Here is a 20,801-nt window from a genome sequence, read left to right as displayed (position 1 = left end):
CGAAGCCCAGGCCCAGGGCCGGGACCAAGGCGAAGGGGAAGGCGAAGCCGAAGGCCAAGCCGATCCCCGCCCCGGCGGCCCCCGCCCTGGCGCCCGCCTCGGACACCCCCGCCTCCCCCGGCTCCCCCGGCTCCCCCGACTCGGCCGGCTCCGGCCCCGGCGTCGCGCCGCTGTGGGACCCGGCCGACCGGGAGCGGCTGCTCGGCGGGGCCCATCACGACCCGCACGGGGTGCTGGGGGCGCACCCGGTGGCCGGCGGGGTGGTGTTCCGGGTGCTGCGGCCGTACGCGCGGGCGGTCACCGTGCGGGCCGGGGAGGTGCGGGCGGAGCTGGCCGACGACGGGGACGGTTTCTTCTCCGGGGTGCTGCCGCTGGACGCGGTGCCCGCGTACACCCTGCTGGTGCGGTACGGGGAGGAGGACGCGGCCGGGGCGGACGCCGACGAGATCGAGGTGGGGGACCCGTACCGCTTCCTGCCCGCGCTCGGCGAACTCGACCTGCATCTGATCCGGGAGGGCCGGCACGAGGAGCTGTGGACGGCGCTCGGCGCGCGGGTGATGACCCATCAGGGGGTGACGGGGACGCGCTTCACGCTCTGGGCGCCGAACGCGCTCGGGGTGCGGCTGGCCGGGGACTTCACCTACTGGGACGGGACGGCCCTGCCGCTGCGGTCGCTGGGCTCCTCGGGGGTGTGGGAGCTGTTCGTGCCGGGGGTCGGGGAGGGCGCGCTCTACAAGTTCGAGATCACCCGCCCGGACGGCTCGCACACGCTGCGGGCCGACCCGATGGCGCGCCGTACCGAGGTGCCGCCGGCGACCGCGTCCATCGTCACCGAGAGCCACCATGTCTGGCGCGACGGGGAGTGGCTGGCGCGGCGGGGCGAACGCCCGGTGCACGAGGCGCCGTTCTCGGTCTACGAGGTCCATCTCGGCTCCTGGCGGCCGGGGCTGACCTACCGTCAACTGGCCGAACAGCTCCCCGCGTACGTCAAGGAGCTGGGCTTCACGCATGTGGAGCTGATGCCGGTGGCCGAGCACCCCTTCGGCGGTTCGTGGGGGTACCAGGTCACCGGGTTCTACGCGCCGACGGCCCGGATGGGCACGCCGGACGACTTCCGGTTCCTGGTGGACGCGCTGCACCGGGCGGGGATCGGGGTGCTGGTCGACTGGGTGCCCGCGCACTTCCCGAAGGACGAGTGGGCGCTGGCCCGGTTCGACGGCCGGCCGCTGTACGAGCACGCCGACCCGCGCCGGGCCGAGCACCCGGACTGGGGGACGCTGGAGTTCGACTACGGGCGCACGGAGGTCCGTAACTTCCTGGTCGCCAACGCGGTGTACTGGTGCCAGGAGTTCCATGTCGACGGGTTGCGGGTGGACGCCGTCGCCTCGATGCTCTACCTGGACTACTCGCGCGAGGAGGGCGAGTGGGCGCCGAACGAGCACGGGGGCCGGGAGAACCTGGACGCGGTGGCGTTCCTCCAGGAGATGAACGCGACGGTCTACCGGCGCTGTCCCGGCGTGGTGACGATCGCGGAGGAGTCCACGGCGTGGAACGGCGTCACCCGCGCCACCCACGAGCAGGGCCCGGACGGGCTCGGCGGGCTCGGTTTCGGGCTGAAGTGGAACATGGGGTGGATGCACGACTCGCTGGGGTACGTGGCGAAGGAGCCGGTGCACCGCAAGTACCACCACGGGGAGATGACGTTCTCCATGGTGTACGCGTACAGCGAGAACTATGTGCTGCCGATCTCGCACGACGAGGTGGTGCACGGGAAGGGCTCCCTGGTCGGCAAGATGCCCGGCGACTGGTGGCAGCGGCGGGCGAACGCCCGCGCGTATCTGGGCTTCATGTGGGCGCACCCGGGGAAGCAGACGCTCTTCATGGGGCAGGAGTTCGCGCAGGGCGCCGAGTGGTCGGAGGGGCACGGCCCGGACTGGTGGCTGCTGGATCCGTCGTACGCGGCGGAGGCGGACCACCGGGGGGTACGGGACCTGGTGCGCGACCTGAACACGGTGTACGGGGCGACGCCCGCGCTCTGGCAGCGGGACACGGTCCCGGAGGGGTTCGCCTGGGTGGACGGGGGCGCGGCCGAGGACAATGTCTTCGCGTTCCTCCGCTTCGACGCGCACGGCGCTCCGCTGCTGGCGGTGGCGCACTTCTCGCCGGTGGTGCGGGAGGGGTACCGGCTGGGCGTGCCGGAGGAGTTCGGGGCGTGGGCGGAGGTGCTCAACACGGACGCGGCCCGGTACGGTGGCGGCGGGGTGCGGAACGCGGACCCGGTGAAGGCGGAGCCGGTGGCCGCGCACGGCCGGCCGGTCAGTCTGCGGCTGACGCTGCCGCCGCTGGCGACGGTGTGGTTCCGGCCCGCGTGATCACCCGGTGTGAGGGTCGCGGCGGTCTCCGGGGGACCCCGGGGCGCTCCTCTCGCCGTATGACCTGAACACGCCGCATTTCTGACGTACCATCAGACGCACGTGGCCCCGCCGGATCCGCTCGCCGACGGGGCCACGTGGTGTGTCCGGGTGTGCGGGTCTCTCCCCTACTCGAAGAACTTCAGGCTGGATCCGGTGTTGCTGGTGTCGCCGGGGACGTTGGCGCGGCTGTAGGTGGTGGATCCCCACCAGACCGCGCGGCCGATCATCCAGTCCCGGTTGGACCAGCTGTAGGGCGTGCCCTTGGGGACGGCGTGGTACATGATCTGGAACGTGTTCCCGGACGGCGGGCTGTTGGCGATGTCGCCGTTGACGAGCGCGAAGGTGTGGCTGCCGGGTCCGTCGACGAAGAGGGTGGGGTCCCAGCCCTTCATCATGGTCTCGCGGTGCGAGCCGAAGAGGCAGCCGTTGGACTTGTACCAGTCCCATACGTAGGTGGGGTCGCCGCCGGCGCGCAGCCGGAGGTCCCCGAGGCAGTACTGGTCGCTCCAGGAGCCGTTGGCCGAGTAGACGATGTGGAGCTGGCCGTTGGGGTCCTTGATCGGGATGGGGGCCTCGTTGATGTACGGGTTGCCGACGACCCGTTCCCAGCTCTCGCGGGGCTGGGAGATGAGGTAGCGGGAGCCGGTCGGGGTGGTGGGGCCGGACATCCGGGCGAGGTAGAGGTTCTGCTCGATGTTGGTGTCGCCGGCCCAGCCGGACCAGACGAACCAGAGCTGGTTGCCGAAGGTGAACGCGCTGCCGTCGATGGCCCACTTGTCGTTGGGGAGCGCGAGTTTCTGCTCGGCGCTGTACCCGCTGGTGGGCGAGTCGGAGCTGATCACGTACATCCGGTGGTCCGCGCTCTTGCCCGCCGAGAAGTAGATGTAGTACCGGCCGTTGATCCGGGTGATCTTGGGCGCCCAGACCTCGCCCATCCCCGGGTCGAGCCAGACCTGCTGGGGCGGTACGTCCACGAAGCCGGCGAGCGAGGTGGCGGCGCGGACGGATACGCCGCCGCCGGTCGCCTTCGCCCCGTAGTACATGTCGCCGACCTTGATGATGCTCGGGTCGGCCCCGTGGAGCGAGGGTGTCGCGGCGGCGAGGCCGAAGTCCGATCCGGTCTTCTCCGACACGTCCGACACCCCCGGATCCTTCGACGTCTCCGATGTGCCGGCCGCCGCCGACGGGGTTCCGGACCCGGCGGGCCCGGCGGCCTCGGTGGCGCCGAGGGTCGCCGGGACCGCCAGGGCGAGCAGCGCCGCGGCCACCAGCGCGGCTCGGCGGAACGGTCGGGGTATGCGATTCGCCTTGGGCATGTTCCCGCCTCAGAGTTGACGGAACGGAAAGGCTCGCCCGGAGCTTCGCAGCGGCCACGGGCGTCCGAAGGGCAGCGCCATCAAAGCGGAGCAAGCGCTTTCGGTCAAGGCTGTCCTTCAAAGGACTTGAGGCGGGACGGGACCGAGGCGTCGCGGATGACGCCGAGCCGCTGGGTGGCCCGGGTCAGGGCGACATAGAGGTCGTTGACGCCGCGCGGGGAGCCGTCCAGGATCGCCTCCGGGTCGACGACGATCACCGTGTCGAATTCGAGCCCCTTCGCCTGCCGGACGTCGAGCAGGACGACGGGGCGGGTGAGATCGGGGGCGGCCCCCCAGGAGGCGTCGGGGAGTTGGGCGGCGAGGGCGGGGAGCAGCGCGGCCGGGGCGACCACGGCGAGCCGGCCCTCGCTCGGCTGGACGATCGCCAACTGAGCTGCCGCACGGGCGAGTTCGGCGGGCGGCACGGCGCGGACGACCGGGGCGGCGCCGGTGGCCCGTACCGACCTCGGCGGCTCGAAGAGCGGGTCGGCGAGGCGGCGTACCTCTGCGGCCAGCTCCATGATCTCGGCGGGGGTGCGGTAGTTGACGCCCAGCCTGGTCAGCTCGTACCGCCGCTGGACATACGGTTCCAGGATCTGGCCCCAGGAGTCGCAGCCGGCCGCGTCGCCGGTCTGGGCCGGGTCCCCGACCAGGGTGAGGGAGCGGCTGGGGCAGCGGCGCATGAGCAGCCGCCAGGCCATGGCGGAGAGTTCCTGCGCCTCGTCCACCACGATATGGCCGAAGGCCCAGGTGCGGTCGGCGGCGGCGCGTTCGGCGGCGCTGCGGGTGTCGGCCTCCTCCTGGCGCTCCGCGAACCGTTCGGCGTCGATGATGTCGTGGGCCGCGAGCACCTCGGATGCGTCGTCGTCCCGCTCCTCGAACTCCTGGGTGCGGGAGCCGTACGACAGGTCGAGCACGCCCTGCGCGTAGGCGATCCGCTCCTGGCGTTCGCGGGCGGCGGCGGCGCGGGCCGCCGTGTCGTCCTCGCCGAGGAGTTCGGCCGCCTCGTCGAGGAGCGGGATGTCGGCGGGGGTCCAGTCGGTCCTGGCGTCGGCGCCGGTACGGGGCGCGGGGCGGCGTACGGCGGCGGCGTCGGCCGGGTCGAGCCGTACCGGGGCGGCGAGGAAGTCCGCGAGGAACCCCTGCGGGGTGAGGGTGGGCCAGAGGGTGTCGATCGCGGCCTGTACCTCGGGGCCGGCGGCGATCTCCTTGCCGAGCTGGGCGATGTCCGCCGGGTCGAGAAGGTTCTCGCCGCCGAGCGGGTCGGCGCCGATGCGCTCGGCGAGCTGGGCGGTGAGGGCGTCGATGACCCGGAAGGCGAAGGTGGGCCGGGCGAGGTTGTGCGGCAGCAGGGTCTCCCTGGCGCGCTCCCTGGCCTCGTACGCGGTGGCGCGGTCCAGCAGCAGGGTGCCGTACCCCTCGTGCGGGATCTCCAGGACGGGGTCGGGGAGGGTCTGCCGGTCGCGCACCTCCTCGGCGAGGACCCGCGCCATGCCGGCCCGTCCCTTGACGGCGGCGGCCTCGGGGGTCTCCGTACCGGTGGCGCGTACGCCGGGGAAGAGTTCGGCGACGGTGGCGAGCAGGACGCCGGTCTCGCCGAGCGAGGGCAGCACCTCGCCGATGTAGCCGAGGAAGGCCGGGTTGGGGCCGACGATCAGCACGGCGCGGCGGGCGAGCTGCTCGCGGTGGGCGTAGAGGAGGTACGCGGCGCGGTGCAGCGCGACGGCGGTCTTGCCGGTGCCGGGCCCGCCCTCGACGACGAGGACACCCCGGTGCGGGGCGCGGATGATGCGGTCCTGCTCGGCCTGGATGGTCTGGACGATGTCGCTCATCCGGCCGGTGCGGGCGGAGTTGAGCGCGGAGAGCAGCACGGCGTCGCCGTCCGGGTCCTCGAAGCCGGTGCGGGTGGTGTCGCTGAGGTCCATGATCTCGTCGTGGAGCGCGGTGACCGTGCGCCCCTGGGTGGTGAGGTGGCGCCGGCGGCGCAGCCCCATCGGGGTGTGGCCGGTGGCGAGATAGAAGGGGCGCGCGACGGGGGCCCGCCAGTCGATCAGCAGCGGGGTGCGGTCGGCGTCGTCGCGGCGCATCCCGATACGGCCGATGTGGTGGGTGACGGTGGTGCCGGGAACGGCCCCGTCGGACAGGGAAGCCTCTGCGCCGAGGTCTATCCGGCCGAAGCAGAGGCCGGACTCGACGGCGTTCAGCGTGGCGAGCTGCCCGGCGTGTTCGGCGACGCTGATGTCCCGCTCGACCCTGGCCTGCCGGACGGTGCTGACCTGGCCGATCGACGCGTCCCTGGCCGACTCGGCGCGTTCGCGCAGGGCGTCGAGCCGGTCGTAGAGGAGCGAGACGAATGCTTGTTCCTCCTGCATTTCGTTCCGCAATTCCTCGGATGACTGCGCGGATGATGGCGCGGTTGACAATTCAGGCCCCTGTCCGATACGGTACTCGTTGTTGAAAGTTATTCCATGAATATTCGCCGACCTTGCGCGAACATGAGCGGACGCGAGTTCCGGCAACATCGCTTTCGGCGCACGAAATCCATGGAAACAATCAATATACGCACCTTCCCACCTCGGTCGTCAATTCGATGCCGGGGTATTTTTCTGCGTGCGGCGCGCCCGGTGGCCGGCGGGCTAGCGTAAGACCATGGACAGAACCAGTGACGGCGTCTCGGAGTCCGCCGCCCGTGCGGCGCGTGATCTGCGGGTGGTGATGAGCCGGGTGCGGCGCAGGGCGCGGGAGGTCTCCTCGGACGGCGCGCTCACCCCGTCGCAGGTCTCCGTCCTGAGCCGGCTGGGCAAGGAGGGCGACACCACGGCGAGCGCCCTGGCGGCGGCCGAGGGGGTCCGTCCGCAGTCGATGGCGACGATCCTCGCGGCGCTCGACGGGCGCGGGCTGATCCGGCGCCGCCCCGATCCGAACGACGGGCGGCGCCAGCTCGTCTCGCTGAGCGAGCTGGGGGCGGAGACGTACGCGGGTGACCGTCAGGCCCGTACGGAGTGGCTGAACCGTACGTTCCAGGACCGCTACACCGAGGCGGAGCTGCGCACCATCAACGAGGCGTTGACGCTGCTGGGGCGCTTGACGGACAAGTGAGCGGGGAGGGCGGGGGGCGCCGGGGGCGCGGGGGTTTCCGGGAATGTGGTGCCGATGTGACGAGGTGACGCCCGCCGGGATGCGGTCCCGGCGGGCGTCGGGTACGTACGGGGCGGGCGCGCCGTCCTGGTTCAGAGGCCGATGCGGACCGGGCCCTTCTTCGGGTCGATTCCGCGCAGGAGGTTCCACGGCACCCGGAAGACCCGGCCCGGGGAGGCCGGCCAGGGGAGCGTGCGGCAGTTGAGGATCCGGGTGTCCTGGCGGACCGTCACGCGGGGGACCCGTACCAGCCGGTCGGACCAGAGCAGGAGGCGGGCGCGGGGCGGGGCCGGGTCGCCGACGCGGAGCAGTCCCGGCGCCACCCAGCGGAACGGCGCGTCGGCGACGATCGGCACCGTCACGCTGGAGGGGGCGAGGCCGTCGAGCCAGAGCCGTACCTGGCGGGCGGCGTGCCGGCCGTCGAGCGCGGCGATGTCGGCGGTGTCGACGGCGTGCAGCACGTTGCCGGCGGCGAACACGCCGGGACGGCTGGTCCGCAGCGCCGTGTCGACCAGCGGTCCCTTCGTCCCCTGGTCCATGTCGAGCCCGGCGGAGCGGGCCAGTTCGTGGTCGGGGATCCAGTCGCCGGTGAGGATCAGGGTGTCGCAGGCGACCGTACGGCGCCGCCCGGTGGCGATCTCCTCGACCTCGACGGCGCGGAGCCTGCCGTGGCCGATGATCCGGGTGACCCGGGTGCCGGTCGCCACGTCCACGCCGAGCAGCGCGCGCCCCGGGAGGTGGAAGGCGGCGTACGCGTCGGGGTGGGGGTATTCGGTCGTCATCAGCTCCGTGCGGCAGCCCGCCTCGCGCAGGGTGAGGACGGCGGACCAGCTCACCAGCTCGCCGCCGACCACGACGGCGCGCCGGCCGACCTCGCGGTGGTGGAGGTGGACGAGGTTCTGGAGCTGGCCGGTGGTGTAGACCCCGGCGGGCCGGTCGCCCGGGATCAGGCGCGCGGCGCGGGGCCGTTCGCGGGCGCCGGTGGCGAGGAGGACGGCGCGGGCGTCGACCCGTACCCGCCCCTGGGGGGTGGTCACGTCGAGGGAGTGGTCGCCGGCCCAGCCGGTGACGGTGGCCTCGGTACGGATCTCCGCGCCGGCGAGCTGGGCTCGGCCGACGAGGGCGCGGGCGTACGCGGGCCCGGTGACACACCGCTTGAGGTCACGGACGCCGTAACCGGTGTGGTCGCTGTGGCGGGGGATGCCTCCCGCGGTGGGCTCGCGGTCCAGGACGAGGACGCCGCCGGGGAGATGCGGGGCGAGTTCGGCGGCGGCGGTGAGCCCGGCGGGGCCCGCGCCGACGATGACGACGTCGGGGGTGAGGACCTCGGGGGCGACCGGGGAGACGCCGGAGACGACGGGGGCGTCGTCCGGGAGGGCGGGGGCGGACGTACCGGCCCGGGGGTCGGGGGCCGCCGGGCGGCGGCGGGGCGGGGTCATGCGGAGGTCTCCTGGTCCTGCTGGTGGTGCTCGTGGCGCTGGTGCTGCTCCTGCTGCTCGTGGTGCTCGTACCGCTCGTGCTGCGCGGGCTCGTTCGGGGGAATGCGCCGTGGCCCGGGTTGACCGGTGGCGAGGCCATCGGCGAGGAGGGCCTCCACCCGGGCCCCGCAGTAGAACCCCTGGCAGCGGCCGTTCATCGCACGGGTGCGGCGGCGCAGGCCGTCGAGCCCGGCGGGCGGCAGCGGGGATCGGCACGCGTCCCTGATCTCGCCTTCGGTGACCCGCTCGCAGAAGCAGACGACCCGCCCGTAGGCGCTGTCCTTGGCGATGAGCGCGGCGTCCTGGTACGGCCGGATGAACGCCTCGCCCAGGTTGGGCATCGCGGGCGGTGCCGGGAGATCGGCGACGGCACGCGGCTCCAGGGCGAGTCCCGCCTCGGCGAGGACACCGCGTACGTACTCCGCGATGGCCAGCGAAGCGGTGAGCCCGGTGGAGCGGATGCCGCCGACCAGCAGGTAGCGCTGCTCGGGGTCGGGTTCGATCAGGTAGTCGCCGTGGTCGATGGCGGCACGGAGCCCCGCGTACGACGCGCTCACCTCCTCCTCCAGGAGGGTGGGCATCAGCCGGGCGCCCTTGTCGAGGAGGAAGGCGAAGCCGGACTCGGAGGTTCCGGTGTCGGTGCGGTCGGTCAGGTCCTCGGCGGTGGGGCCGAGCATGACGTTGCCGTAGATGGTTGGGCTGATCAGCACGCCCTTGCCGACCTTGCTGGGCACGGGCAGCACGATGCGGTCCGCGAGGGGGCGGGCGAGCTTGTCGTAGACGAGGAGTTCGCCCCGGCGCGGGGTGACGGTGAACCGGCGGTGCCCGAAGAGCCCGTCGAGGACATCGGCGCCGAGCCCGGCGGCGTTGACCACCCAGCGGGCGGTGACGGGGCCGCGGGGGGTGAGGAGGGTCGTCGTACCGCCGGTGGCGTCGTTGGCGCTGGTGGCACTGGTGGTGCCGGTGGCGCTGGTGGTGTCGCTGTCGCCGGTGGCGCTGGTGGTGTCACTGTCGCCGGTGGTGCTGGTGGTGCCGGTGTCGCGGCGTACGGACTCCACGCGGTGGCCGAGGAGGATGTGGGCGCCGCGCGCCTGGGCGTCGGTGGCCAGGGCGAGGGTGGTCGTCCACGTACAGATGATCGACTCGTCGGGGACGGTGAGGCCGCCGAGGGCGCCGGGGCCGAGCGCGGGGACCTGGCGGTAGACCTCGTCGGCGGTGACGGTCTCGCAGTGTTCGTACCCGTTGGCGACGGCCTTGTAGCGCAGCCCGGGGAGGGAGTCCAGCTCCTCCTGGGTCCAGGCGACGAGGAGGGCGCCGGTGCGTTCGACGGGGATGCCGGTGCTCTCCGCGTACGAGGAGAGCAGCGTGTAGCCGCGCCGGACCAGGCGGGATTCGAGGGTGCCCGGCTTGGCGTCGAACCCGGTGTGCAGGATCGCGGTGTTGGCCTTGCTGGTGCCGTCGCCGACGTCGTCGCGGGCGTCGAGCAGGGCGACGGAGAGGGGGCGTCCGGCGCGGCCCGTGAGTCCGGCGAGCTCACGGGCGATGGCGGAGCCGACGACGCCGGCGCCGATGACGGCTACGTCGTAGGGGCGTACGTCAGCGGGGGCCTGGGCTTCGGTTCCGGTTCCGGCTTCCGTTCCGGCTTCGGCTTCCGTTCCGGCTTCGGCTTCGGCTTCGGCTTCGGCTTGAACGTCGGGGTCGGTCTGGTCGGTCATGGGGTTTCCTCCTGCGGCCGCGGCGCTGTCGCGTCCACCGCTGCCAGCCAGCGGGCACGGAAGTCCTGCGCCCGGTCTTCGGACCAGCGTGGTTCGTAGGTGGTGCCGGGGGTCCACTCCGGTACCGCCTGTTCGAGGGTGAGCTCGGGTTCGGTCGCCAGCCGCGCCATCGCCGCGGCGCCGAGCGCCGTGGCGTGCGGCGACGAGTAGACGTCGACCGGCATCCTGGCGAGGTCGGCCTGCGCCTGCATCAGCGTCGCGCAGCGGGTGAGCCCGCCGTCCGCGCGCAGCCGGGTCAGCGGTGCGCCCAGGTCGGCCGCGACCAGCCCGGTCACCTCCGCGACCTGGGCGGCGATGCCCTGGAGCACGGCGGTGACGAGATGTTCCCGCCGGGTCGAGAGTGTCATACCGGTGAGGGAGGCGGTGGCATCGGGGCGCCACCAGGGCGCGGCGAGCCCGGCGAGGGCGGGTACGCACAGGACGCCCCCCGCGTCGTCTGCCGCGACCCGGTCGAGCTCGCCCGCGTCCGCGACGAAGCCCAGCTCCTGGAGCCAGTGCACGGCGGAGGCGGCCGTGTAGACCTGGCCGTCCACGCAGTACGGGGCGGCGCCGCGGGCCCGCCACGCCACCGACGAGGTGAGCCCGGAGGCGGAGCGGAGCGCGGTGTCGCCGGTGTGGGCGAGGAGGAACGCCCCGGTGCCGTATGTGCACTTGGCGGTTCCGGGGGTGAGGCAGCCCTCCGCGAAGAGGGCTGCCTGCTGGTCGACGATGAGCCCGGCGAGCGGCAGCCGCTGCCCGCCGAACGCGTCCGTCGTACCGACGATCTCGTCGCACCCCACGATGCGGGGAAGCTCCTCGCCGTCGAGCCCGAAGAGCGCGATCAGCTCGGGGTCCCAGTCGACCGCGTCGATGCCGAGCAGGAGCGAGCGGCTGGCGGTGGACGCGTCGGTGACGAAGGCTCCGGTGAGCTGGTGGACGAGCCAGGAGTCGGTGGTGGTGACCACGCCCTCGCGGGTCGTGTTCGCGCGCAGCCAGGCCATTTTGGGCGCGGAGAAGTACGGGTCGAGGACCAGCCCCGTACGGTCCGCTACCCACTCCTTGGCGTCGGCGCGTTCCGCGCAGAGCGGCTCCGACCTGCGGTCCTGCCAGACGACGGCGGGCGAGAGGGGCCGGCCGGTGCGCCGGTCCCAGGCGAGCACGGTCTCGCCCTGGTTGGCGAGCGCGACGGCCCGCAGGGGGCGGCCCCCGGCCTGGTCGACGGCGCGACGGCCGGCTTCCAGGACGGAGGCCAGGAGCTGCTGGGGGTCCTGCTCCACGCCGCCACCGGCCAGGTGGACGGGGGTGACGGGCACCTCGGCGACGGCGACGACACCGTCCGCCGGGTCGACGACGAGGGCCTTCGTCCCCGAGGTGCCCTGATCGATGGCGAGCACGGTCACTGGGAGTCGGCCTCCTTCGGGCGGGGGGTGGGGGTGGCGTCGGCTTCGGACCCGGGCGCGGCCTCGGGCTCGTCCTTGGCCAGGGGTACGGACTTGGTGTCCGCAGGGGGCTCCGTCTCCGTAACCACGGCGGGGCTCGCCTCAGCCGCTGCCTCAGCCTCCGCTTCTGCTTCCGCTTCCGCTTCCGCCTTCGGCTCAGCCTCGGCCGCCGCCTTCGGCGACCCCGTGCCCTCCCCCGGCAGTTCGTCGCCGATGAGCCCCTCGCCGTCCAGGCTCGGCTGCTGCACCAGGCGGGCGCGGCGGGTGACCCAGACCGAGGCGAAGAGCAGGCCGCCGACGACCAGCGTGGCCAGGGCGTACTGCTGGGCGCCCCGGAAGTCGGACGGGATCATGAAGATGCAGAGTTCCAGGACGAGCCAGATGACCGCCCCCGCCACCACCGGCTTCTCCCACTTGCCGAGCTGGAAGTCGTCCGGACGGGGCGTGTAGCTCCGGCGGGTGAAGATGAAGAGGGCGACCGTCCCCGCGTACAGGATCGCGGGCATCAGCGTGCCCGCGCCGAGGAGCTGGGGCAGGGCGTCGGCGTTGCCGGAGAAGAGGGTGACGATGCCGATGGAGGTGACGGCGACGGTCAGGGTCGCCCAGGTCGGGCCGCCGGTGGGACGCGGCACCTGGCTGAGCGTCTCGGAGAACGGCAGGCGTCCGTCCCGGGCCATGGAGTGCACGAGGCGGCTGTTGCTCACCATGATGACCAGGCCGCAGGCGAAGATGGCGATGCAGACGACGACCAGCATCGCGGTCGCCACGGCGCCGCCGACGGTCGACTCGATGATGGAGGCGACGGGCGCGGAGTCCTTGGTGAGCGCGGCGACGTTGTCGCCGACGCCCGCGGTGATCACCATGAGGAAGACCATGCCGATACCGCCGCTGAGCAGGATGGCGCGGACCATGGCCTGCGGAACGACCTTCTTCGGGTTGTGGGTCTCCTCCGCGAGGTTCGCCGCGGACTCCCAGCCGACGAGGGTGAAGGCGCCGAGCAGGGCGGAGAGCATGAACGGGCCGAGGAAGCCGTAGTAGCCGTCGGTGGGCGTCGTACCGTACGAGCCGAGGTTGCTCCAGTCGCCCTTGCCGAAGAAGATGACGGCGCCCGCGATCAGCACGGTCAGGCCGACCATGGCGATGACCTCCGCGCCCACCGCCATGTTGTTGACCTTGGTGGTGATGGGGGTCGACCAGATGATCAGGGACATCTGGAGCAGCAGCACGATGATGGTGCCGATGGCGCCGCCGGCCGCCGTGTACTCGATGCCGAGCAGCGGGAAGAGGGCGACCTGCGTCAGCCCGTAGTCGACGGCGACGACGACGATGGCGAGGAACGAGAAGGAGACCCAGCCGAACCACCAGCCCAGGACGGGCGAGGCGAGGCGGCTGGCCCACTGGTAGCTGTAGCCGGAGATCGGGATACGGCTGGCGAGCATGCCGTAGACGAGGGCGACGAGGACGGTGCCGAGGGTGACCAGCGGCCAGGTCCAGATGCCGGCGGGGCCCGCGTAACCGAGGACGGTGCCGTAGGTGGTGAAGAGGCCGGTGGTGATGGAGATGAAGGAGAAGGCGACGGCGAACGACTCGAAGCGGCTCAGGGTGCGCGCGAACTGCGGCTTGTAGCCGGTGACATGGCCGTCGATGTCAGCCGCGGCGGAGCCGGATGCGGATCCGGAGCCGGCCCCCGCCCCGGCTCCGGTTCCGGTTCCGGTTCCGGTTCCGGCGGCTGGGTCGCCCGTACCGGCGTCCGTGGCCGTATCCGCGCCCGTCGCGGACGCCTTTCCGCCATTTCTTGTGGATGTGCCAGTAGGAAGGGGGGAAACCGCCGTATTTTCCGCCGGCGTGGGAGACTGGGGCACGATCGACTCCTTTGCATTGATGAGGTGCTGCCAGGTGCTGACAGGCACAGGTGAGCCCTGAGTGAACTTCGGTGGACAGGGATTCCGGTCATGGTCGGGGGACGTAGCCGCGTCACCCGGCCACCACTCTTTTGATTGCGCATGAGACGGCTGATTGCGCATTACGCGACGACGACCACTCCGCCGGATCGCTCCATGCCCGACTCCAGCGTCGAGGAGGGGCGGGCATCGGTGATCAGTCCGTCGACATCCTCCAGGCCGCAGACGCGATGGGGCGCGACCCGGCCGAACTTGCTGGAGTCCGCGAGGATGTACGAGCGGACGGTGTTGGCCAGCATCAGCCGCCGGGTCGCCACCTCGTCGAGGTGGAAGTCGGTCAGCCCGGCCGAGGCGTCCACGCCGCCCGAGCCGAGGAACGCGACATCGGCGCGGAGGTCCGCGAAGAACGCCAGCGCCTGCGCGTTCGAACAGGCGAGGTCGCCCGCCCGCAACCGGCCGCCGCTGACGAGGACTTCGATGTTCGGCCGGGTGGAGAGCTCGGCGGCCACCAGCAGCGAGCAGGTGGCGACGGTGCCGCGGTGGTCGGCGGGGAGGGCGCGGGCGACCTCCACCGCCGTCGTACCGATGTCGATCACCACGGTCTGCCCCGGCCGTACGAGCGCCGCCGCGGCGGCCCCGATGGCCACCTTGGCCTGCCGCTCCAGACCCGACCGTTCGTCGAACGGGGGCTCCTCGCCGAAGCCGCCCGCCGTGTTGGTCGCCCCGCCGTGCACCCGTACGAGCAGACCACGGCGTTCGAGGGTCACCAGGTCACGGCGGACCGTCTCCTGGGAGACGTCCAGCATGCGGGAGAACTCCTCCGTGGAGACGATCCGCTGCGCGCGCAAGGCCGCACAAATGCGGCGGTGACGCTCAGCGGGCAGCACGGCGGATGCCCGCTTCTGTGGATTGCTGACCGTCCATGGGGAGGAGTGTGGAGGCTCACATCAGAGCACGTCAAGGCCAAATCCGCCCCAACTGGAGCCTCGTAACCATCACTTAATCACCGGCCGTGCCCGACTGTGCCCAACCGGGTCCAACCGTGCCCAACCGACCGCCGGTTGCCGGGCGCACGGGGGTGGGAACGGGGGCGGGGCAGGGGCGGGACCCAGGGGGTGATGGAGGGGGAGACGACGAGGGGGCCGACGGCACAGTACCGTCGGCCCCGCAGGAAGCCGCGCCCGATAAGGGAGTTGAGCGCGCCCGCTTCCCGCCCGCTTCCCGCCGGGGGGGGGGGACGGGCCGGGCACGGGCCGGGGTACGGGCGGGGTACGGGCCTGGGTACGGGCGGAGTACGGGCCGGGGTACGGGCGGGGTACGCACCCGCCCCGTACCGTACGAGCGCCTCCCCTTGCCCTCCCCCGGACCTCTCCTACCCCCGGAGGGCGTCGTCCAGTTCCTCCAGCAGGCGGCGCTTCGGGCGGGCTCCCACCATCGACCGTACGGGTTCACCGTCCCGGAACACGATGAGCGTGGGCATCGCGAGCACCCCGTACCGCGCCGTGATCACCGGATTGGCGTCCACGTCGATCTGCACCACCCTGATCCGGTCCCGCTCCTCCTCGGCGACGGCACTCAGCACGGGCGCGAGCTGGCGGCAGGGCGGGCACCAGTCGGCCGTGAACTCCACCAGCACGGGCAGGCCGCCGCCCCGTACCTCCGTGTCGAAGTCCGCGTCCGTCACTTCGTCGACACCCACAGCCTTGATCATTTCTCCGCCTCTCCGTCCCGGCCCGGTCCTTGCCGCACCGCGTAGGCCGGTTCCGCGACTTCTGTCGCATCCGGCACCGTCAGTTCACAGAGCGGCTCGGGGCCGCCCGGGTGCTCCGCCTCGGCGGCGAGTCCCGCCCGCGCCGCGTCGGCCCGTGCGAGCTGCTCGCCGATCTGGGCCCGTACGGACCGGAGCTGCTCGATCATTCCGTCCAGCTCCGTGAGCTTGCGCCGGTAGACGGCGAGCGAGGCGGGGCAGGAGTCGCCGGCCGGGTGCCCGGCACGCAGGCACTCCACGAACGGCCGGGTCTCCTCCAGGTCGAACCCGCACTCCTGGAGGGTCCGGATCTGCCGGAGCAGCCGCAGGTCGCTCTCGTCGTACGCGCGGTAACCGTTCACCGCGCGCCGGGCGGGGAGCAGCCCGCGCGACTCGTAGTACCGCAGGGCACGGGTGGTCGTCCCGGCCCGCTTCGCCAGCTCGCCGATGCGCATGTCTTCGACGGTAATCCTTGACGTGCACGTCAAGGCAAAGCCATTGACGTTGCGCGCGGCCCCCGCTACAAGACGTACTGAGAGCGCTCTCATTCCCATCCTCACGCCCACACCCACGCGCACCACCACGTCACCGCGCGCCGTCCGCCCCGGAGGTGTCCCCCGTGCCCCCCTTGAGACCAGGCCTCACCCGCCACCCCCGTACCCACTCCCACAGAACACCCAGAGCACCCAGAACGCCTAGAGCACCCCGCACACCCCGCACCCCCTTACTGACAGCCCTGGTGGCAGCGCTGACCCTGGCCTTCACGGGCCTGTTCGGTGTCACCGGCGGCGGTACCGCCCAGGGTGCGATCCCGCCCGTACCCGACTGGACGCTCCAGTGGGGCGACGACTTCGACGGTGCGGCGGGCACCCCGCCCTCCTCCGCCAACTGGCAGACCGACACCGGCCACAGCTACCCGGGCGGCCCGGCCAACTGGGGCACCGGTGAGATCCAGAACTACACCGCGAGCACCGACAACGTGAGCCTCGACGGCAGCGGCAATCTCCGCATCACGCCGCTGCGGGACAGCGCGGGGAACTGGACGTCGGGCCGGATCGAGACCCGGCGCGCCGACTTCAAGGCCCCGGCGGGCGGTCTGCTGCGGATCGAGAGCCGGATCCAGATGCCGAACGTGACCGGCGCGGCGGCCAGCGGCTACTGGCCGGCGTTCTGGGCACTCGGCGCCCCGTACCGCGGTAACTACTGGAACTGGCCGGGCATCGGCGAGTTCGACATCATGGAGAACGTGAACGGCCTCAACTCGGTCTGGGGCGTGCTGCATTGCGGCGTGAACCCGGGCGGGCCGTGCGGCGAGACGACCGGCCTGGGCGCGAGCAGGGCGTGCCCCGGGTCGACCTGCCAGTCCGCGTTCCACACGTACCGCTTCGAGTGGGACCGTTCGATCACCCCGAACCAACTGCGCTGGTACGTGGACGACCAGCTCTACCACACCGTCGGCCAGAACCAGATGGACGCGACGAGCTGGTCCAACATGACGGACCACGCGGGGTACTTCATCCTGCTCAACGTGGCGATCGGCGGCGCCTTCCCCGACGCGCTGGGCGGGCCCACCCCGACCGCCGCGACGGTGCCGGGACGCCCGATGCTCGTCGACTACGTGGCCGTGTGGACCCGGGGCGGCACCTCCAACCCCGACCCGCCCACCGGCTCCTCGACCCTGTACGCGCGTACCGGCAACGCCCTGGGCGACTCCACCGGCTCCGCCTCCTCGTCCACCCTCACCTCGGCGGGCGGCGGCAACTACGACGGTACGGTGACCAACCCGCAGGTCTTCACCTCGGGCGCCATCACCCGGACGTACAACGGCGGCTCCACCGAGTTCGACCTCTTCGTCGACGCGGGCACGACGGTGGGCAACGGCCAGCAGGTCCGGGTGAGTTACGACCACACGGGCGACGGCGTCTGGGACCGTACCGAGACCTACCAGTACTTCGCGACCGACCCCCTGCCCGGCTACGAGCACTACACCCAGGCCCGAGGCCTGAAATCCGCCACCGGCACCCACGCCAACCTGGTCAACGGCAAGGTCCGCATAGAGGTCTGGAACGCCATAGGCAACGGCCCCAGCACCCTGGGCACCGGCAACCAGTCGACAGTGAAGATCCCCTACAACTGACCCACCACCCCCGGTGCGCGGCAGCGGCCCCCAACCCCGCCGCCGCGCACCCGCGCCGGGGCGCGGGGTGTGTCAGCTGATGGCCTGATACCCCGTCCAGTCACCTGCGACAGGGACCTTCCTCTTGCGGTCGGTTCCGAGGTCGAGGTAAGCGATCAGGCTGGAGACTCCGTCGGTCTTGCGGGTGTACCAGATGTCGAAGGCTCCACTGTGGTCGGCGTCGCCGGGTGAGGTGATGAGGGGGTTGGCGGCGACGGTGAACTGGCTGCCCGCCTGGATCTTGGTGCTGTGGTCCGCGAGCCCGTCGCCGTCGTCGCCGCTGCCCCGGTAGATGAAGATGTCGCCGGTGGTGCGGTCGCGGGCACCGAGGTCGACGCGGCCGTTCCCTGTTGTGTCACCGGGGGCGAACAGGTCCATGTTCTTCCAGCCGTCGGTGCCGATGAGGACGGGTTCACGGTCGGTGTCGAGGCGGTTGTCGGGGGCTCCGTAGTAGAGCCACAGGAGGTTGCCGTTGCGGACGAGAAGGTCGGGGTGTCCGGGGACGTCGGGGATGCCGTCGTTGTCGACATCGAGCGGGCCGTCGACATCGCCGATGGCCAGGATGGCGTCCGCGTCGCTCCAGTGGTTGTTGGCGGGGTCGTAGACGGTCAGTTCCTGGCGGTCCAGCGTGTCACCGGCGCAGTCGGTGCAGGCGAAGCCGAAGCCGTTGTTGGGGTGGATCCACAGGCGTTTGGTGCCGGTGGTGGTGTCCGGGCGCAGAGCGATGAGGTCTTCGTATCCGTCGCCGGTCCAGTCACCTCGGTGAGTGATCTTCGCCCCGGTCCAGTTGAAGTCGGAGGCGGACTTGGGGTTGTCGGTGAGGGTGCCGTCACCGGCTCCGTAATAGCGGTGGAGGGTGCCGTCCTTGTCGACGGCCCACATGTCGGGGTTGCCGTCGCCGTTGATGTCACCGGGCGTGTCGGCCTGCTTCAGACCGTTGGCGTAGAAGAGGTAATCGGCGCTGTCGGACTTGTTGCCCGCCTTGTCGAGGCTGCGTGCGTAGAGGTGGTTGGAGCCCGCGGTGGTGGGAGTGAAGGCGACGCTGACGCTCCCTCCCGTGGCGGAGGGAGTGGCGGTGCGTACGGTGGCGTCGGTGTCGGTCCAGTACTCGTACTTGGCGACGTCGGCGACGCCTCCGGCGGCGAGGGTGAAGGTTCCCTCGGCGCGTACGGAACCGGTGTTGGAGGGCCACCCGTCGGTGCCGTCCGGGAACTGCCGGGAGGAGATCACGGGCGGGGTGCTCGGCCGGTCGGGGTCGAAGACGAAGCGGCAGCCGGGCTTCCCCGCGGCCGGGGTCCAGTCCGAGGTCGCCTTGCCGTCATCGGCCCGGGCCTTCCAGGAGAAGTTGCCGCCGGCCACACCGAGGTACTTGCTGAGAGTGGCTTTGGTGATCTTCAGCTTGGCAACGGTGCCTGAGGTCACGGAGACACTCTGATTGACGATCATGACCCCGTTGGGGTCGTCGTTGGGGTGGTGTCCGGTGGCCCAGAGGTTGAACTGGACCTTTACGGTGCCGCCGTCCTTGTCCGTGGCCTTGGCGGTCACGTAGATGTCGGTGTTGCCTATGAGGCCGTACGGAGCCGTGTCTCCACACCCCTTGGAGTTCTTCGTGCTGGGGACGGTGTCCAGTCCGGTGGGCGCGCCGGGAGGCGTGTTGTACTCGGTGGACATCACGGCCGACTTGGCGTCGAACTTCTTCCACCCGTAGACGTCGGACTCGTTGTCGGCGGCGAGTTCGAAGATGATGGTGTTCCACTTGCCCGAGGCCGCGTCCTTGGCCCCACGGGTGACGTCGAAGGCCAGGTTGCCCGCAGGGCAGTTCGAGCCCCAGCCCTTGGCGTCGGAGACGCTGTCCATCTGTTCCCTGCGCGTGGGACGCTTGTTCCAGGTGGTGGAGGAGTCGATCTCGGTGGTACGCCAGAGGTTGACACGCGAGGCGGTGCAGGACCAGGACCAGGTGTTCTTGATCCGGAACGTCGACTTGATGACCTGCTTGTCCGTACTCCACAGGTTCTTCGTGTTCATACGGAAGTAGGAGCGGGCCAGGCCGTTGGTCTCGTTCTCGTACCCGGCACGGGCGGTGGAGGTCGAAGAACCGGAACCACCCCAACCGGCTCCGTTGAAGAAGGCGCTGTTGGGGTACTTCTTGTAGGCGATGGTCCACGAGTAGCGGGAACCCTCGACGTAGGGATCGATGTAGACCGGGTACCGGGTGTCGGTGCCGGTCATCAGTTCCGTGTCGGGTGTCAGTTCCAGGGCACCGTCCTTGACCTCGACCGGCATGGCCGCCTGCTGGGCCCCGTGTCCGGGTTCGAACTCGTCGGCGGTCTGTGGAGGGCCCGCCGGGTCTTCGGCGGTTTCGGCCGCGGCCCGCGACGCCATCCGTGAGACGGGGGCAGCCACCGTGCTGCTGTCCCACATACGGGGCGTGGGAGCGGTGAAGAGTTCCTGGCCTCCAGGATTGACGGCGCTGAGATTGCCGTGTTCGTCCGTGGTGACGTCGACGCCCCGGCTGGACATGCCGTACGCGATGGTCTTGAGTGCCGGATTGGCCGCGGCCTGAGGAGTTTTGACGACCAGGAGCTGAGCGAAGCCGGAGGCGCCCGCGCGTAGTTTCAGGTCGACATCCGGCAGCACGTCCGGGTAGGTGACGGTGTCGTCCGAGATCCTCGGCTCCGGAAGCGGTGTGGGCCACGACAGGGAGAGGCTGCGTCCGTCGCGGGTGATGGTGGCCAGTGGTCCCCCGCCGCCACTGGAGAATGCGAGTCCCACTCCGGTCGCCACAGGAGTGATCGTTCCGTCCGGGCCACGCCGGAGGCTGGTGTCGATGTCCACCAGCCGGTTGCCCTGACGCGCCCACTGGGCTGTGGCGAACCGTTCCTCTGTGAAAGTTCCCGAGGGGTTGGCGAAGACCTGGGACGCCTCGGTGCGCTGCGAGAGCACTTCGACGGGTTCGCCCGACTCGGCGGCCTGTGTCAGCGCTCGGGCCTCGGGGGTGGATTCCGTGGCCGACGCCGTTTCCGAGCTGGCGTCAACTGCCTTTGCAGGAATGCTGGTTACAAGTGGCGCGGCTATCAGGAGAGCGAGCGCCGCAGCAAGCCCGACACGCCGAGATGCCACAGCCTTCGGTCTCTCACGATGAACCTTCATCACACTTCCTTTTCGGTTTACGCACGGCATTCCGCGCACCCTACAACCCCGACCAACTGGGCCGCGCACGGACTACAGGAGAGCAATTAAGACCTCAAGTTCACACAAAAGACAAAGAGATCAAAAGGTGCAGAGCACCCCACAAAGCTTGATTACCTTCCGTTTTCCATCCAATCGGGACGGTAAGGATCCGCAGATCAGAGGCCATCTGCCCGACGCGATTCAGGGAAACCTCCCACCTTGACCTTT

General features: G+C 71.2%; 13 protein-coding genes. 3 read left to right on the top strand and 10 right to left on the bottom strand.

What is annotated here, in order from left to right; all coding sequences use genetic code 11:
• Nucleotides 1–170 precede the first annotated feature (170 nt).
• Nucleotides 171–2,372 (top strand): 1,4-alpha-glucan branching enzyme, encoded by a 2,202-nt coding sequence (glgB, locus tag AB0O07_RS18970; RefSeq protein WP_365635278.1) that lies wholly within the window; start codon nucleotides 171–173, stop codon nucleotides 2,370–2,372.
• 167 nt (nucleotides 2,373–2,539) lie between these two features.
• Here glgB and AB0O07_RS18965 read toward each other — a convergent pair whose 3' ends face one another.
• Nucleotides 2,540–3,730 (bottom strand): glycoside hydrolase family 43 protein, encoded by a 1,191-nt coding sequence (locus tag AB0O07_RS18965; RefSeq protein WP_365634442.1) that lies wholly within the window; start codon nucleotides 3,728–3,730, stop codon nucleotides 2,540–2,542.
• Between the two features lie 104 nt (nucleotides 3,731–3,834).
• Nucleotides 3,835–6,141, bottom strand: coding sequence for a UvrD-helicase domain-containing protein (locus tag AB0O07_RS18960; RefSeq protein WP_365634439.1), 2,307 nt, complete (start codon nucleotides 6,139–6,141; stop codon nucleotides 3,835–3,837).
• Nucleotides 6,142–6,418: 277 nt separating this feature from the next.
• On the opposite strand from AB0O07_RS18960, the gene AB0O07_RS18955 reads away from it, so the two are divergent.
• Nucleotides 6,419–6,868: a MarR family transcriptional regulator gene (locus AB0O07_RS18955; protein ID WP_365634436.1), complete on the top strand. Its 450-nt coding sequence runs from the start codon at nucleotides 6,419–6,421 to the stop codon at nucleotides 6,866–6,868.
• Between the two features lie 131 nt (nucleotides 6,869–6,999).
• Here the strand turns inward: AB0O07_RS18955 and AB0O07_RS18950 are convergent, their stop codons facing one another.
• The 7 genes from AB0O07_RS18950 to AB0O07_RS18920 form a co-directional block, all read right to left on the bottom strand.
• Nucleotides 7,000–8,346 carry an FAD-dependent oxidoreductase gene (locus tag AB0O07_RS18950; RefSeq protein WP_365634433.1) on the bottom strand — a complete coding sequence of 449 codons (1,347 nt, stop codon included), beginning with the start codon at nucleotides 8,344–8,346 and terminating at the stop codon, nucleotides 7,000–7,002.
• Entirely contained in the window at nucleotides 8,343–10,100 is a 1,758-nt protein-coding gene (locus AB0O07_RS18945; protein WP_365634430.1) for an NAD(P)/FAD-dependent oxidoreductase, read from the bottom strand. Before AB0O07_RS18945 ends, AB0O07_RS18950 begins: the two co-directional genes overlap by 4 nt.
• Nucleotides 10,097–11,533 (bottom strand): FGGY family carbohydrate kinase, encoded by a 1,437-nt coding sequence (locus AB0O07_RS18940; RefSeq protein WP_365635276.1) that lies wholly within the window; start codon nucleotides 11,531–11,533, stop codon nucleotides 10,097–10,099. Before AB0O07_RS18940 ends, AB0O07_RS18945 begins: the two co-directional genes overlap by 4 nt.
• A 2-nt stretch (nucleotides 11,534–11,535) precedes the next feature.
• Nucleotides 11,536–13,440 (bottom strand): amino acid permease, encoded by a 1,905-nt coding sequence (locus AB0O07_RS18935; protein ID WP_365634428.1) that lies wholly within the window; start codon nucleotides 13,438–13,440, stop codon nucleotides 11,536–11,538.
• A gap of 161 nt (nucleotides 13,441–13,601) precedes the next feature.
• On the bottom strand, nucleotides 13,602–14,366 hold the full coding sequence (locus AB0O07_RS18930) for a DeoR/GlpR family DNA-binding transcription regulator (protein WP_365634425.1): 765 nt from the start codon (nucleotides 14,364–14,366) through the stop codon (nucleotides 13,602–13,604).
• A 485-nt stretch (nucleotides 14,367–14,851) separates the two neighbouring features.
• A complete protein-coding gene (gene trxA, locus AB0O07_RS18925) occupies nucleotides 14,852–15,190 on the bottom strand; it encodes a thioredoxin (RefSeq protein ID WP_365634422.1) in 339 nt (112 codons plus the stop codon).
• Nucleotides 15,187–15,681, bottom strand: a complete 495-nt coding sequence (locus AB0O07_RS18920; protein ID WP_365634419.1) for a MerR family transcriptional regulator — start codon at nucleotides 15,679–15,681, stop codon at nucleotides 15,187–15,189. Before AB0O07_RS18920 ends, trxA begins: the two co-directional genes overlap by 4 nt.
• Nucleotides 15,682–15,974: 293 nt before the next feature.
• Here AB0O07_RS18920 and AB0O07_RS18915 point away from each other — a divergent pair, with 293 nt between their 5' ends.
• Complete coding sequence (locus AB0O07_RS18915) at nucleotides 15,975–17,363, top strand: glycoside hydrolase family 16 protein (protein WP_365635275.1); 1,389 nt, start codon at nucleotides 15,975–15,977, stop codon at nucleotides 17,361–17,363.
• Nucleotides 17,364–17,435: 72 nt separating this feature from the next.
• Here AB0O07_RS18915 and AB0O07_RS18910 read toward each other — a convergent pair whose 3' ends face one another.
• Nucleotides 17,436–20,345, bottom strand: coding sequence for an FG-GAP-like repeat-containing protein (locus AB0O07_RS18910; RefSeq protein WP_365634416.1), 2,910 nt, complete (start codon nucleotides 20,343–20,345; stop codon nucleotides 17,436–17,438).
• Nucleotides 20,346–20,801: the final 456 nt, after the last annotated feature.

The organism is Streptomyces sp. NPDC093085 (assembly GCF_040683935.1).
Lineage (GTDB): Bacteria > Actinomycetota > Actinomycetes > Streptomycetales > Streptomycetaceae > Streptomyces.
Note: the sequence above shows the minus strand (reverse complement) of the source record. Positions and strands in the feature narration are given on the sequence as shown.